Raw genomic sequence first — 15,465 nt, forward strand, 5'->3', positions numbered from 1 at the left:
TCAGTTAGTTTTACGTTAAAAATATTGATAACCATTCTCATAATGAGAATTGCTGCTGAATGCTTGATTTTTTACATAAGCTGTGTTAAGTTCATAGAGTTGGAAATACGCGGGCGTAGTTTAGTGGTAAAACTATAGCCTTCCAAGCTATTAATGCGGGTTCGATTCCCGCCGCCCGCTTAGAAAAACCCTTAAATATACTAACTAGTGCCATCAGTAAGGTTAGGGAGACGCGATAAATCGCTGTCTCTACAGGGGATTCATCCGTCAATTAGTTGTTGATAGACTACTAGATACTCAAGCAGCAAAATTTCAGGCAAGGTGATAAATGCGGATGTGGGAGTCACCCAATGCTTCTTGATTATCTGAATTTAGAATTGCTGCTAGGCTAATTGAGATTTTCTAGGCGAATGCGTGGATCGGCTGCTTTGAGCATCAAGTCGGCGATTAAATTGCCAACAATTAGCAATACTGCGCCCATTAACAAGCTTGCCATTAATAAATATAAATCTTGAGCTTGTAAAGCCTGTAAAGCCAATCTCCCTAAACCGGGCCAGTTGAAGAAAAATTCGGCGATGAAAGCACCATTCAATAAACCGGCTAATTCAAAACCTAATAAGGTAATTAAGGGATTTATGGCGTTGCGGAGTGCATGAACGTAGATGACACGGTTTTCTGGTAGACCTTTGGCACGAGCCGTTTGGATGTAATCTTGACGCAGCACATCCAATAATTCGCCGCGAGTGATGCGTTGCAAACCAGCAAAACTAGTAATTGAGAGGGCGATTGTGGGTAAAATCATGTGCCAGCCGATATCTAAGATTCTGCCAAACCACGATAGTTCTGAGTGATTAATGCTAGTCATACTACCCACTGGGAATAGCGGCGAGGTGATTTGGGCTAAAACCAGCAGCGCTAAGGCAGTGATGAAACTGGGAAAGCCTTGTCCAGCGTAACTGATCACCTGTAGAATCCGGTCTGCTGGTTTATTTTGTTTAACAGCGGCAAAGATCCCTAAAGGGATGGCGATCGCCCATGTGACAATTAAAGATGCGATCGCTAATAACAAAGTTGCTGGTACTCGTTCCCACAACAGCGATGCCACTGAACGCTGATAAATAAAACTTGTGCCAAAATCCCCTTTGGTCAGGATTCGCCATAACCACAACCAAAATTGCTCTGGCCAAGATTTATCCAAACCAAACTGCCGCTTGATTTCCTCAATTCTTTCTGGAGATATCTTCGGATTTTGCCGCAGCGTATCTACATAATCACCAGGAGCGAGTTGAATGATGAAAAACGACAAAGCTGATGCCAACAACAAAGTCAGGAGTGCCTGCAATAGCCGCTTTCCTACATAAACAAAAGTTTCGCTCGTGACTAGCCTGATTAGCCAATCCCGACCTGTCTCCAAGGAAATTTTTGTAGATGTCATTTATCTTTTGTCCTTTGTCTTTTGTCCTTTGTTCTTCATCATTAGTTATTTGTCAGTTATTTTTCTATTGACCAATGACTAATATTCAATTAAAGAAATAATTGGCACGTCCGGCAAATGTGTACGCCCTTGTAAATCCCGTAGCTCGATAATAAACCCAAATCCTACTAGTTCGCAGCCAATTTTCTGCACCAACTTTGCTGTGGCACTCGCAGTTCCACCTGTGGCAATCAAATCGTCCACAATCAAAACTCGGCTACCTTGGTGTAAAGCGTCTTGATGCACTTCTAAGCAGTCTGTACCATACTCTAATTCATATTCAATTGAGTGAACGGCTGCTGGTAACTTCCCTCTTTTGCGGACGGGAATAAAACCAACTCCTAATTTATAAGCCAGAGGTGAACCAAAAATGAATCCCCTCGACTCTATACCAATGACATAATCTACAGTTATTTCAGCTTCATTGCATTTTTGTGTTAAAAAGTCAATAGTGTAGCGCAGTCCCTCTGGATCACGCAACAACGTAGTAATATCCCGAAATAAAATTCCGGGTTTCGGGAAATCTGGAATGTCACGAACAAGAGACTTTAAATCCATAAAATGGGGAGTAGGGAATGGGGAACGGGGAATAAGGGAGATAAATTAATAAGCAATACCCAATACTTCTCTACAAGGCGCTATGCGTAGCTTGCTTTCCCGGAGGGGTACGCTCAGTACAAGTGCCCAATGCCTAATTTCAGATACCTGAAAAATCGTACACTATAATGTCATACGCTGGGGGTCGAGGCTGAAGTTTCGCCATTTATTGACGATAATTAGAATCTAAACCAAGCTAGAAAAGGTATTGCATTAATAAATGAGGTGAATTTAGTGATGTTTTAAAATTTTGATTTCAATATAGGGAAAACTTTCAATAGAAAGAGTTAAGTAATGTATATATCAGGTAGTTATGATACTGCTACAAGTCTAAAGCTCAAGTCTTGACTACCGATCTTAAATTTGTTTTATCTAGTCTGTTGGAACCGCATAAGGTATTTATAGAATGAATGTCTCAGCAAGTTTAACGCCGTTCAACAGTCCAACCCAAGACTCAGTGCCGATGATTTTGGACACTTTACCAGATCCGGCGATCGCTTCTAAAACCTGTCCTCGAAGAACCAGGCTGCAAATTGACCTGATTTTACTGGCAATTGAAGCTTTAGAGCTTGGTGGTTCGGAAGCAATCCTGGCTTTTGCTCAAGAGTTGGATCTTAAAGGAATTGTTAAAGACAGGGTGAATTTATGGCGGATGCGTAGCTCTAACCCGCTACGAAGAGCGCATATACGCCGTCCCTTAACTATTATGGAAGCGAAAGCTCTGGTGGTAATTGCTTGTTATATAGCACGGCGTTTAACTGTTGTCATCCGCCAGTTATTAATGATATGTCAACAAATGGAAGAGAAGCAGATTCCATTAGAACAGAATTTGCGTCTATCTAATTACCTAGAGCGGTTTAGAGTGCATTTTAAAAGCCGGATGAATGCTCGGCGTTCTGGTGTACTAGCATTAACTTCTGATGAGAAATTAGATGCGCTAGCGATAAATTTGTTAGGACAATTACTATTTTGTACTGGTACGGCTGGAATGCAGCGGTTCTGGATTAGTCTTTTTGACGGTGAAGTGGAATGAATATTCAACGTAAGTATAGTTTACCTAATTGCACACTTCTTTTAGAAGGGTTAAGTGATGTTACTAGAGCTGCACAGTTCCAGGAAATGCGCCCGGAATTGTCAATATTGGTAAATGCAGAATGCTATTTATCTGGTTACAATCAACCCTTAACGGGAGGACGGGAATTTTTTGAAAGTTTGGTAAGGGCTGTTAGTGGCTACGCCCAAGAATTTTTGAGTAGTGTACCCAATCCGCAAGCACACAATCAGGAATCAGAGCTAGTAGAGTTTCAGAAAATTGACAGCAACCGACATCGGTTAATCGTACATTCAGAAGGCGCTCCAGAGGGATTTGAGTCTCACTCTAAGAATTCCAAACGTCCGCCGATTGAAATAGATTTGAATACGGTGCAGTTGTTTGATTTAGTAGAAGCAGTAGATCAGTTTTTTGCCGATAGCCAGACTTTACCAGAATTATCTCTAGAACTACAACCGGTTACTAGACGCTATGGCGGTGCTAGTCAGGCATTGATCAGGCAGGCTGTTCCTGCGGCTGTGGGAGTATCAAGTTTAGCAGTAGCAGCGATCGCATTTAACTTGATTCCACCTCCCCAAATTCGTCCACCTCAGCCTAAGGCAAATGAGCAAACTAGCTCTACAACCAAGAGCCTCACTCCTCCAGCATCAGCGGCTGTAACTCCCATCGCCGCTGCAACGCCTACACCAACACCTACAGCGAATACAAAGCCAGTAGTTAAAGATTTAGAAGCACTTTTAAATACAGTTCCAGAAATTACCGATCCATCCCAGCTGCGTGCATTAAATCGTCAAGTGTATAACCAGATTCATCCAGCTTGGACTAAGCGTTCAGGATTGGAACAGGATTTGATCTATCGTTTGGGTGTAGCTGCCGATGGAGCGATTGTTGGTTATAAGGCGGTGAATAAGGAGGCTAATCAAGGAGTTGGACAAACTCCTCTGCCTAACCTACTTTACAATCCTGCTAACCGCGCTCCCATTTCCAATGAACCGATCGCGCAATTCCGAATAGTGTTTACTACAAGTGGTGTGCTGCAAGTTAGTCCTTGGCGGGGATATGCGAGGACACCAGAAGTAATCGGTGCAAAAATTACTGATTCTAAGATAACGAAAAGTTTAAATCAAAAGCTTTATAATACAGTTCGCCAAAGTTGGAGTGGCACTCCCACCTTCACACGAGATTTGAAATATCGGGTAGCAGTCAACAAAGATGGTGTAATTGCTGACTATGAACCACTCAATCAAGTTGCCTTTGACTATTTTCGGGAAACACCTCTTCCCAAGATGTTTAATGCTATCTACGGTTCAAATGTAGCTGCTCCCAATGCCAAAGAACCTCTGGCTCACTTCCAAGTGATATTCAAGCCTAGTGGCACGTTGGAAGTCACTCCTTGGCAGGGATATCAGTAATTAGGGATTGGGGATTTGGTTTTTTCGCTAGTCCCTAGTTGAACAATTTGATTTTGCGATCAAGTCATTGTTAGTCAAGAGTCTAGTGTCAATTGTCTAATCATTTTGAACTAATTACCAGACATTGGGCAGTGCAAAACTCTTATCAGTCCCCAGTCCCCAGTCCTCCTTTACTTTGTAATCCGCCGCATGTAATTCCCCCATAATTGAGCTGCTTGAGCGCTGCTACCAGATGTTGGGGAATTATTGTCGTTTCCCAACCAAACGCCAGTTACAAGTCGCTGACTGGGGATAAAACCAATGAACCATAAGTCAACGTTTTTATCAGTGGTGCCAGTTTTACCAGCTTCCCCTAGTCCAATGGCAGCACTACGTCCAGTACCTCTGGTGATTACACCGCGCATCAAACTAGTCATCTCATCGGCGACATCGTTTTTCAGCACTTGTTTGTTAGCCGCCGGATCTTGGTCGAAGGAGTAGATTACCCGACAGGTTTTGATATCATTGCGATCGCTGCAATCACCACTGTCTAAAATTCGGCTAATGGCATGGGGAGGATTGGACACACCGCGATTACCAATAGCGCCGAAAGCACCAGTCATTTCCAAAACATTGACCACGCTTTGACCTAGTACTAAGCCAGGAACCGGATCGAGGTTTGATTTTATCCCCAAACGTCGCGCCATTGTCACAACTTTATCCAGCCCGACTTCACGAGCAACTCGCAAAGCAATGGGATTCTCTGAAAGCGCCAGCCCGGTAGCAATATCAAAGCTGGTGTCAGCACCCGCACGACAAGGTTTATAAGTAAAGCCTTGCCAACTTAAAGGAGCGCAAGAGTAACTTTTTGATGGTGAAATTCCCTGTTGAATAGCGGCGGTGTAAGCAAAGATTTTGAAGGTGGAACCTGGTTGTCTTTTGGCTTGAACAGCGCGATTAAACTGACTTTTTTTGTAATCAGTTCCGCCCACCATTGCGAGGATGCTGCCTGTACTAGAGTCAAGAGTTACCACCGCCCCTTGAGAAAAATTAAAATTTCTACCAGAGTTGTTTACCGAATTACTCAACGCGGCTTCTGCTTGTCTCTGTATGGCTGGATCGAGCTTGGTTTCAATGATATAGTTTCCCTCTCTTGCGGCTCCCTCCCCCAAGATTGATTCCAGTTCAGAAAAGACGTAACTGTAAAAATAAGGTGCGATCGTTTTAGCTTGTTGTTCGCAGACTTTAGGACTAATTTGGACAGTGGAGCGTCTAGCTCTGTTGGCATCCTCTGGTTTAATTTTGCCCATCTCCAGCAAACGCTTAATCACGCGATTCCGGTATTCAGCTGCTTCTAGCTTATTTGGCCCATTCCCACAAAAATCGAAGGCGTTGGGAGCAGGTAAAATTCCTACCAATGTTGCTGCTTCTGCCAAAGTTAATTCTTTAGCCGATTTATCAAAGTAATACCGGGCTGCATCCTCAAAGCCAGAGGTATCTCCCCCCAAAAAAACCCGATTTAAGTACATCAGCAAAATATCATCTTTGCTGTAAAAGGTTTCGAGTTTTAGGGCGACTACTGCCTCTCGCAATTTGCGTCCAAGGGTATCTTGTCTGCCTACATACTCACGGAACAAACTGCGGGCAACTTGCTGGGTAACAGTACTGGCTCCTTGTTGGACATCTCCACTGCGGCTATTGATTAACACGGCTCGTAAAATACCCAGAGGGTCAACCCCAAAGTGCCAATAATAACGACTATCCTCTGAAGCTACTACGGCAGCAGGCAAATAAGGGCCAAATTCTTCTAATCGCTTCATGTCTACATGAGAGATTGTCCGAGGCTCTCTCAGGGGGGTGGCTCCATCACGGGCGTAAACAACTACTGGGGCGCGTGTCGCTGTCGGTAGAGGTTTAACTTTAAATTTCAGCCATTCGACGCCAATGACTAGCGTTAATAGGGCAGTTACACCACCGACACCATAAGCTGTCCAAGTTGCAGCTTTGACATACCATGCTGGTGGATCGACGTATTGCAAACGTACAGAAGCGGCAAGTTCTGGGGGCCCCAGAGTCAAAATATCGCCGTGACGTAGTTCTAGGGAACCAACACGACGCTTGCCACGATAGATGCCGTTGGTCGAGTTTTCGTCTTTGATGACAAAAACTGGTGTGCTATGAGTAGAATTTCGCGATAGCGAGAGGTGAATTTGGCTGACAACAGGGTTACGGATGACGATATCGCTGGATTTGGAGCTACGACCGAGAATATAGCGATCGCCCAACAGTGGATATACCTCTGCTTTATCCGCCCCCGCATCCTGCACCCAAAGTTCTGGTACTTTGGCATTAGGCTTGAGCGCCAATTTAGAAAAATCGACTCTAGCTTGAATCGTATGTACTGCTTGAGTCAGTTGACCTAGTAACGTTTGTGGCTTGTGAGGGGGTTGGGGGGAACTCATCGGCTATTCACATCACAGTTTTTAGTGAAGAATCGGGCGGATTACAATCAATTTTAGTCTTTCATCATTTTACTCATAAGCCAAAGCATAAATTAGCTATACGGAACTTTTTGATTTAATTTATACTTAAATTTATATTACAAATAGTATTGATTTGTGATTTTTATCACTTATTTATAGCAGCATAAATTTTTTTCCTATTCTCAAAGGCTTATTTAAGCTCCTCTTATAAGCTCAATAACTACAGTCATGATTTTTAATTTTGTATTTTTAAACACTAGTTATCAGCAAATAACAGGTTTCATTTTTACCAATTTTATATATCCACATACTCTGAAACCAACTTAAACATCTTCATTTAGGAAGATTTTCTAAATCTTATTGTCTGTTTTAATGGGCCGAGTGTTCCGTTGAGGTTAATTTCAGAATGATGGGAAAATCTCTGAGCTTGATTGGTGCAGCTTTATCTTTGGCACTTACCACTAATATTGCTGTAGCCGAATCCAGTAAATCCCCCATAGCTCAATCTACTAGTAGCGAATCTACTAGCGCACCAACGGAAATCAAGATGTCGCCAGAAGGCATGAAAATTCTGTGCGAGTATTTTCCGCTCAATTCCCGCTGTCCGAATGGCACAGCAGCTACCCCCAGCGCTCCTAGTAGCACCACAGTACCAGCCGAAACCACAACACCTGATAGCACAACTGCACCAGGAACCGTCACTCCACCGACATCTGGCGCTCCCGAAAGCACTCCAGCACCAGGCGCTCCTGGCACATTAACTCCAGCACCAGGTAGCATTACCCCAGCAGCACCAGGCGCTCCCGAAAGTACTCCAGCACCAGGTAGCTCGATCACACCTGCACCTGGCGCTCCTAGCAACTTAACTCCAGCACCAGGTAGCTCAACACCTGAACAACCTAGCCCTCCTGGTAGCACTACCGAACCAGGTAGCTCAACTGCACCTGAACAACCTGGCACTCCTGGTACTCCTGGCAGCAGTATCGAACCAACTCCCAGTACTCCTGGCTCTAGTGTGCCAAAAACACCTACCACAGGTAATTAAATAAAAAGCTGGTGCATAATCTAAATACTAGTTTGCCATCAGCGATCGCCTGTGCGTCTTTTTTAACCTCTGGCACCAGTTATTCAAACTGGTGTCAGGTAAAAAATAAAAATCGCTGAAACCTTATAGATAAAGTCTTCGTATATAAGACTGAGCAAGGGTTTCACTAATCAATAGCCTGGGATTAATCATCCCAGGCTTAATAGTTTAATGCGATCTGCCAGTTGAAGTAGGTGTTTTTTGCAAGGAAGCAATTAAGAGGCAAACAATACCAATACTAATAAATGAATCTGCCACATTAAATACAGCAAAGTTAATCAGGCGAAAATCAAGAAAATCAACGACATAGCCTAAAACAAAACGATCGATACCGTTGCCCATCGCTCCACCTAAAATCAAGCCATAGCCTAACTGATCCCACAAATTTAACGTTGGGCCAACCAGTGCCAAAGCTATCAATACTAAACTCACTCCTAAAGATAACCAGCGCAACCACTCTACTTTCCCACTTAACAGACTGAACGCAGCACCAGTGTTAGTGACATAGGTAAAGTGAAATATCCCAGGTAAGAGTGGTAGTGTCTGCCCCAAACTAAAGCTTTGTACTATCCAGTACTTTGTTATTTGGTCTAAGAAAAAAGCGATGAAGGCAGCGATCCAGAAAAGACGATTTTTTAAATGCATGGTGAATTAGTCATTGGTCATTGGTGAGCCAGCACGGTCTTGGGGGTTCCCCCATGAGTGACTGGCGAACCCGTAAGGGTCATTGGTCATTAGTCATTGGTCATTAGTCATTGGTCGTTGGTCATGAGCTTTTGACAAATGACAAAGGACAAATAACATGAACTAATAAAACATTAAGTGACGCAATATATATGCTATTACACTAACTGCACAGACCACAGTTAGTTGACCTGGTAGCGCAAACCAGGAGTATCTGAGGATTGCTTGCATTAAGGGTAGATTTTCTGTGCCTTTCCACTGAAAAAGATAGCTAATAATCAAATAAGTAATACCGCAGATGTGGAGAGTTAACAAGCCACAGATGCAGCTAAAGGCAAGAGTCTCGAGTCGAGGTCTAGCTTTAAACGCGAACAAGCCACAAATCCAAGCTCCAGGAATAAAGCCTAGTAGATAGCCAAACTGAGATAGCTTGATATAACCAATACCGCCGCCATCGGCAAATACTGGTAGTAAGGTTAACCCCATGACTAAATAGGCGATTTGTGAGAGCGCACCGGCATTTTTGCCCCCTAAACAACCCACCAACAACACTGCGCCAATTTGAAAAGTGACACCTAAAGAAAAAGTCTGAATTCCGTGCTGACTCCAAGTCCAAGGTAAGGTAATTCCATAAACTTCTAGGAAAGTACCACCCATTGTCAGGAGTAAGCCAATCATAGACCACAGTAATTGATTGGAAGCAGCAAACATTTATCAGGCAATTAAGGAAAAGCAAAAAGGAAAACCAGCAGCAACTAGTACTGCAAGGCGGAAGTTAAAAGTCAAAAGAATTGTATTCCAAGCTCTTGCGCCATTTGAAATGGTATGTTTATTTCCGCCGTACTGTACTAGTATGTTCATTAATATTGAAATGATATCTGTGCTGACATCTTAAGAACTAGCATATTTTATTTTTCCTTTTCAGTATGTAATTTTTCAGTTCTGCGAATTGTGGCTGAGGTGTCTATTATCTGATTTTATTGACTGAGGTGTGTTCTAAATCTGGTATCTTACTTAGAAGATAGTAAAATAAGTATTATTTTTTCTAGTGTTTATACTATTTTTTCAATTAGTACCTAAATTTAGCTACAAAGTACTTAGTATTTATAGTGATTCCAGTTGAGATCAATACAGACATAACAATTGCATATAGGTGAAAAATGCTAACAGACTTGGAGGCAGGAGGTAAGTACATCTGATAATGATAAAGTTTTGTAAATATATATAATCAACTTATAGTGCTATCTGTAAGTTAAATCTCAAGCAAGAGTATAAAATTCATCAAAGTAAACCGGAAATAAGGGTTTGTTCTTCATCAAAAAAAAACAAGTATTTTTTGTTCTGTTAACCTATCGTTAATCTTTATTGTTGTGCTTTAAGAGTATCTTAGAAACGCTTACCTGAAAACTTACTAAAAAATTGATAGCGATGCTCTTACGTCTTAGTGCAATAAAAACTCATCGCCTCACAGGTTCAATTTCAGTGTTAGCACTGACAATCAGCCTAGCAGCTTGTGGCGGACAGCAAACACCAGATAGTACAGCCACTAAGGATACGCCTTCTGGCACTGCTACCGATACTACTGCCTCTAGCCCAGCTAAATTAGACCTTGGCGGAACCGTAAAGTTAAGCGGGGCTGGTGCGTCTTTTCCGGCACCATTATACGATACCTGGTTTACAGATTTAAACAAAAAATATCCAAATCTGCAAGTTGATTATGCATCAGTTGGTAGCGGTTCTGGAGTTGAGCAATTTATCAAAGGCACTGTAGACTTTGGTGCTAGCGATGTGGCAATGAAGGATGAAGAAATCCAGAAAGTACCAGCAGATAAAGGTGTTATTTTACTGCCTGTGACTGCTGGTAGCATCGTGTTGGCTTACAACTTGCCTGATGTTCCAGAACTAAAGCTGCCACGAGCCGTTTACGCCGATATTTTACTAGGCAAAATCAAATCTTGGGATGATGCCCAAATTGCCAAGGCTAACCCAGGTGCAAAACTTCCTAAACAGCCAATCACAGTTGTTTATCGCTCCGATGGTAGCGGAACCACGGGTGTGTTCACCAAACACCTCAGCGCTATCAGTCCAGAGTGGAAGAGTAAAATCGGTGATGGAAAAACTGTCAACTGGCCTGCGGGAGTCGGTGCTAAGGGTAATGAGGGTGTTACCGCTCAAATTCAACAAACTCAAGGTTCTATTGGTTATGTCGAGTACGGCTATGCCAAACAAAATAGTCTCAAGTTTGCTGATTTGGAAAACAAAGCCGGTAAATTTGTTGTAGCTAGTGAGGAGTCAGCCTCTAAAACTCTGGAATCAGTAGCTCTACCGGCAAACCTCCGCGTCTTCATTTCCGATCCCGAAGGGGCTGATTCCTATCCAATCGTTACTTACACCTGGATTTTGGCTTACAAGAAATATCCTAATGCCGCAAAAGCCAAAGCGATCGAAGCTGCGATCGAATACGCTTTAACTGAGGGACAAAAGCAGGCTACTTCACTAGGGTATGTTCCTCTACCTGCAAACGTCATCACAAAGGTAGCTGCGGCGGCTGACCAAATTAGTCCAGAGTATAAAATTTCTGTCGCCAGTGGTAGTAGCGCTAGTAAGTAAACAATCACACACAGATATTAGGTAGTAACTTTGAATACGGAGTTACTATTGTATTTAGTTTAAATAGATGATGAGGCGACAATTTTACTAAATCTGGTTGCCTCCCACATTTTTCTCTGATTTAATTGTGAAAGTCGGTATTCATGACTACAAATTCTCAAAATCTGTCATCAGCGATGAAAAATCGCTCTGGCGCAGAAAAATCCCTAGATTGGGGTTTTATTTGGCTGACTAAAATTTTCGCCTTTGGGGTTGCAGGTACTTTATTATGGATCGGGTCGCAGGTTGCAATTGGCTCTTGGCCTGCCATCCAAAAGTATGGTGCTGCCTTTTTAGTCAACACCACTTGGAACCCGGTTAATGATAGCTACGGGGTGCTACCTCAAGTCTATGGAACTCTCGTGAGTTCTTTTATTGGTCTGCTGATTGCAGTACCAATTGGGGTTGGTACTGCGATTGTCCTGAGTGAAGATTTTTTACCTGCGAAAGTGAAGCTGGTACTGGTTTTCGCAGTAGAACTACTCGCAGCTATTCCCAGCGTTGTCTATGGCGTGTGGGGAATTTTTGTCTTGGTGCCAATCTTAACCAACTTGGGAAAATGGCTCAATGGTTACTTTGGCTGGCTGCCATTTTTTAGCACTTCTCCTACAGGCCCAGGAATGTTACCGGCGGGAGTCATCTTAGCGATTATGACTTTGCCTATTATCACAGCTTTATCCCGCGATGCCTTGATTTCTGTACCTCCCAGTTTGCGCCAAGCCTCTATAGGGCTGGGAGCAACTCGCTGGGAAACAATTTTGCAAGTTCTCATCCCAGCAGCCTTTTCGGGCATAGTTAGTGCTGTGATGCTGGGACTTGGCCGGGCAATGGGAGAAACAATGGCTGTCACGATGTTAATTGGTAACTCCAACAACATCAGTCTCTCTCTTTTAGCACCAGCCAATACGATTTCTTCTCTACTGGCAAATCAATTCTCAGAAGCTAGTGGTTTGCAAGTTGCGGCTTTAATGTACGCGGCTTTAGTTCTATTTTTCTTGACACTGGTAGTCAATATTCTGGCAGAGTTGATCGTTATGAGAGTCAAGCGAATATAGCTTAGTTTTTGGTTAAATTATGACTTCTAATTTTCCAGAGCGCAGTTTAACTCGCTCCGCCATGTCTCAAAGAACACTGTTTAATACAGTGATGACCGTAATCGCTTTTACCTGCGGAGCATTGGCACTTGTTCCTTTGCTAGCAGTACTCTCTTACGTTATTATTAAAGGCTTTAGCAGTCTAAATCTGGCCGTGTTTGTGGAACTGCCACCCAAAGCTCTCCAAAAAGGAGGAGGCTTTGGTAATGCAATTTTAGGCACACTACTAATGGTAGGAATTGCTGCCTTGATTAGCATCCCCTTTGGAGTTTTGGGGGCGATTTACATCACAGAATTTAGTTCGGCGAAAGTTGCTAGATGGGTACGTTTTGCGGCTAACGTCCTGAGTGGAGTCCCCTCGATTATTGCTGGGGTATTTGCTTATGGGATTGTAGTTTTAACACTGGTAAAATTGAACTTAGGATCGTATTCAGCTCTTGGTGGAGGGTTCGCACTGGCAATTTTGATGTTGCCCATTATTCTGAGAACCACTGATGAAGCGTTACAGTTAGTATCGCAAGATTTGCGACAAGCTTCTGTAGGGTTGGGAGCAACTAACTTTCAAACGGTAAGTCAAGTAGTTTTACCAGCAGCCTTACCAGCTATTGTAACTGGGGCAACGCTAGCGATCGCCAGAGCATCTGGAGAAACCGCACCATTGCTATTTACTGCTTTATTTTCTAACTTTTGGCCAGATGGCTTATTCCAACCAACAGCTTCTCTGGCTGTCTTGGTTTACAAATATGCTATTTCTCCGTTTAAAAATTGGCAATCTTTAGCTTGGGCAGCATCTTTGATTTTGGTATTGATGGTTCTAATCACAAGTATCATTGCTCGCTGGGCAACTCGTCAAAAAGCTTAGTAAACAACCATCCACAGTGCAAATTCCCATCGCTAAAATCAACACTAAATTTAATTTATGGCTACCAACACTAGGACAGTGAATGACACTGAAACCGTTTTACGGGCTGAAAATCTCAACGTTTACTATGGCAAGTTTTTAGCCTTACAGAATATTTGGCTAGATATACCGAAAAATCAGGTGACTGCTTTTATCGGCCCTTCTGGTTGTGGTAAAAGTACATTGTTGCGATGCTATAACCGCCTCAATGACTTGATTGAGTCATTCCGGGCAGAAGGTAAGATACTTTTTTACGATAAAAATTTGTATGCACCCGATATCGACCCTGTAGAAGTGCGTCGGAGAATTGGGATGGTGTTTCAAAGACCAAACCCATTTCCTAAGTCAATTCATGACAATATTACTTTTGGAGCTAAAATCAATGGCTACAAAGGTGATTTCGATGAATTGGTAGAAAGCAGTCTCAGAAAAGCAGCTTTGTGGGATGAAGTCAAGGATAAACTACATCAAAGTGGCTCGTCTTTATCCGGCGGACAACAACAACGGTTATGTATTGCTCGTGCGATCGCAGTCCAACCTGAAATTATACTGATGGATGAGCCTTGCTCGGCTCTTGACCCCATTTCCACCTTGCGTGTTGAAGAACTGATTCACGAACTTAAAGAGCAATATACGATCGTCATTGTCACCCATAATATGCAGCAAGCAGCGCGTGTTTCTGATAAGACAGCCTTTTTTAATGTTCGGACTTCAGAGAAAGGAACTCGTAGCGGCTATATGGTAGAGTATGACGCAACAGAATTAATTTTCAACAATCCTAAGCAAGAAGAAACCAGAGATTACGTCAGTGGCAAATTTGGATAAATATTTATTTCCCATTGTTGATATTAAAGCAATGAGGGATAGTCGGAAATTAAAGATATTCGATATTCCTCTATGTTTTTTTATTTGAAGACTTTTTTGTTTTTAAACGAACCTCATCTCCATGCAGTCCGAAGTCTATTACTTGGTGCGCTCAAAAACTGACGGCAATTATCTCATCGCTCGTCCTGATGCCGAAACGTCGGGTTATTTATTGCTGTTTCAAGAAAACTTTGACGCCCTCAGCTATCTCAACACCCACGCAGCAGAAGTGGCAAATCGCTTTGCTGTAGAATCTATTGCGCGTACACAGTTGGGAAATTTGCTTAAACGTTGGGGTTTTAGCGGTGTGGGTATTGTAACTGACCCGTTATTGCCCAAAGTTGAGTTTTTACAGCACAGTTAACTAATTCGTAATTTTTATTATTTAAATAGTTGTGCGTAGGCGTAGCCCGTCGTAGACATCGCACAAATAAAATTAGGCAATATAGGTGAACTCAATTCATTACTATTGAATAAGGTAGCAACTAATTTTAAACTTGCTTGTTCGCGTCGATATGCTTCCACTTGTTGCTTGCGCCAATCTACAATCCAATATTCTCTGACTCCTCGTGATGAGTAGAGCTTAAGTTTTAATTCTCTGTCCCGCTTCTCGTTTTCACTACCAGCAGATAATACCTCTACAACCAATTCTGGCGCACCAGTCAAATGCCCAGCCTCGTCTAAAAGTAGGGGTAATCTCTCGTTGCTAGCCCAGACAACATCGGGAATAACATTATCATTATCACCAAAAATTATTCCTGGAGCCGTCACAACTTCTCCCAGACCAGTAGTTTGTGACCAGTTATCCAAGGAAGTGCTAATTCTGACACAAGTTTTTTGATGCTTCCAGTGGGGCGCTTTAGTTACAAACAATTCTCCGTCAATAATTTCATAGCGATTCCCGTTATCTGGAAACAACTCTAAATCGGCGGTAGTCCAGCGCACTCTCTCAGATATCGGCTGGTTCATAAATCATCTTGGTTAGCGGGGCTGGTGCGTCTTTTGGGGATTTACCTATTTTAGCCTGAGTGGAAATTGAACATTTTAGTTGCATTCCCATAATGGGACTTCCAGAAAATAAACTATTCCATTAGCAATAATGATAATCATTTTAAGGGGGGGATGAAGGGGCTGCCGTCGGCAGCCCCTTCATCCCCTTTTGTAGTAATTTGAATAATGATTGAGTTTTTGAG

Annotated in this window: 14 protein-coding genes and 1 tRNA gene; 9 read left to right on the forward strand and 6 right to left on the reverse strand. The window is 42.7% G+C overall.

Annotation, left to right across the window (positions count from 1 at the left end):
• Nucleotides 1-109 precede the first annotated feature (109 nt).
• Nucleotides 110-180, forward strand: a tRNA-Gly gene (locus tag HWQ39_RS02700).
• Between the two features lie 208 nt (nucleotides 181-388).
• Here HWQ39_RS02700 and HWQ39_RS02705 read toward each other — a convergent pair.
• Nucleotides 389-1,435: an ABC transporter permease gene (locus tag HWQ39_RS02705; protein WP_292841196.1), complete on the reverse strand. Its 1,047-nt coding sequence runs from the start codon at nucleotides 1,433-1,435 to the stop codon at nucleotides 389-391.
• A 78-nt stretch (nucleotides 1,436-1,513) separates the two neighbouring features.
• Nucleotides 1,514-2,032: an adenine phosphoribosyltransferase gene (locus HWQ39_RS02710; RefSeq protein ID WP_292841199.1), complete on the reverse strand. Its 519-nt coding sequence runs from the start codon at nucleotides 2,030-2,032 to the stop codon at nucleotides 1,514-1,516.
• A 445-nt stretch (nucleotides 2,033-2,477) separates the two neighbouring features.
• On the opposite strand from HWQ39_RS02710, the gene HWQ39_RS02715 reads away from it, so the two are divergent.
• Together HWQ39_RS02715 and HWQ39_RS02720 are read left to right on the forward strand one after the other, a co-directional pair.
• Complete coding sequence (locus HWQ39_RS02715; protein WP_292841201.1) at nucleotides 2,478-3,104, forward strand: DUF3038 domain-containing protein; 627 nt, start codon at nucleotides 2,478-2,480, stop codon at nucleotides 3,102-3,104.
• Entirely contained in the window at nucleotides 3,101-4,534 is a 1,434-nt protein-coding gene (locus HWQ39_RS02720; RefSeq protein ID WP_292841203.1) for a DUF4335 domain-containing protein, read from the forward strand. The genes HWQ39_RS02715 and HWQ39_RS02720 overlap by 4 nt, the downstream gene beginning before the upstream one ends.
• Before the next feature lie 170 nt (nucleotides 4,535-4,704).
• Here HWQ39_RS02720 and HWQ39_RS02725 read toward each other — a convergent pair whose 3' ends face one another.
• Nucleotides 4,705-6,975, reverse strand: a complete 2,271-nt coding sequence (locus HWQ39_RS02725) for a transglycosylase domain-containing protein (protein WP_292841205.1) — start codon at nucleotides 6,973-6,975, stop codon at nucleotides 4,705-4,707.
• 427 nt (nucleotides 6,976-7,402) lie between these two features.
• Between HWQ39_RS02725 and HWQ39_RS02730 the strand changes: the two genes are divergently transcribed.
• Nucleotides 7,403-8,041, forward strand: coding sequence for a hypothetical protein (locus tag HWQ39_RS02730; RefSeq protein ID WP_292841207.1), 639 nt, complete (start codon nucleotides 7,403-7,405; stop codon nucleotides 8,039-8,041).
• Nucleotides 8,042-8,248: 207 nt separating this feature from the next.
• Here HWQ39_RS02730 and lspA read toward each other — a convergent pair whose 3' ends face one another.
• Nucleotides 8,249-8,725 (reverse strand): signal peptidase II, encoded by a 477-nt coding sequence (gene lspA / locus HWQ39_RS02735; RefSeq protein WP_292841209.1) that lies wholly within the window; start codon nucleotides 8,723-8,725, stop codon nucleotides 8,249-8,251.
• Between the two features lie 162 nt (nucleotides 8,726-8,887).
• The gene (locus tag HWQ39_RS02740; protein WP_292841211.1) at nucleotides 8,888-9,475 is read right to left on the reverse strand and encodes a biotin transporter BioY; all 588 of its coding nucleotides are present in this window, start codon (nucleotides 9,473-9,475) and stop codon (nucleotides 8,888-8,890) included.
• A gap of 717 nt (nucleotides 9,476-10,192) precedes the next feature.
• Here HWQ39_RS02740 and pstS point away from each other — a divergent pair.
• From pstS to HWQ39_RS02765, 5 genes are all read left to right on the forward strand, one after another.
• The gene (gene pstS, locus HWQ39_RS02745; RefSeq protein ID WP_292841214.1) at nucleotides 10,193-11,374 is read left to right on the forward strand and encodes a phosphate ABC transporter substrate-binding protein PstS; all 1,182 of its coding nucleotides are present in this window, start codon (nucleotides 10,193-10,195) and stop codon (nucleotides 11,372-11,374) included.
• 143 nt (nucleotides 11,375-11,517) lie between these two features.
• The gene (gene pstC, locus HWQ39_RS02750; protein WP_292841217.1) at nucleotides 11,518-12,468 is read left to right on the forward strand and encodes a phosphate ABC transporter permease subunit PstC; all 951 of its coding nucleotides are present in this window, start codon (nucleotides 11,518-11,520) and stop codon (nucleotides 12,466-12,468) included.
• Between the two features lie 19 nt (nucleotides 12,469-12,487).
• A complete protein-coding gene (gene pstA, locus HWQ39_RS02755; protein ID WP_292841220.1) occupies nucleotides 12,488-13,369 on the forward strand; it encodes a phosphate ABC transporter permease PstA in 882 nt (293 codons plus the stop codon).
• A 57-nt stretch (nucleotides 13,370-13,426) separates the two neighbouring features.
• Entirely contained in the window at nucleotides 13,427-14,233 is an 807-nt protein-coding gene (gene pstB / locus HWQ39_RS02760) for a phosphate ABC transporter ATP-binding protein PstB (RefSeq protein WP_292841223.1), read from the forward strand.
• A 121-nt stretch (nucleotides 14,234-14,354) separates the two neighbouring features.
• Nucleotides 14,355-14,636 carry a hypothetical protein gene (locus tag HWQ39_RS02765; RefSeq protein ID WP_292841226.1) on the forward strand — a complete coding sequence of 94 codons (282 nt, stop codon included), beginning with the start codon at nucleotides 14,355-14,357 and terminating at the stop codon, nucleotides 14,634-14,636.
• 17 nt (nucleotides 14,637-14,653) lie between these two features.
• On the opposite strand, the gene HWQ39_RS02770 is transcribed toward HWQ39_RS02765, so the two are convergent.
• Nucleotides 14,654-15,241, reverse strand: a complete 588-nt coding sequence (locus tag HWQ39_RS02770; RefSeq protein ID WP_292841229.1) for a Uma2 family endonuclease — start codon at nucleotides 15,239-15,241, stop codon at nucleotides 14,654-14,656.
• Nucleotides 15,242-15,465: the final 224 nt, after the last annotated feature.

The sequence above is a fragment of the Nostoc sp. NMS8 genome, assembly GCF_017115045.1.
Lineage (GTDB): Bacteria > Cyanobacteriota > Cyanobacteriia > Cyanobacteriales > Nostocaceae > Nostoc.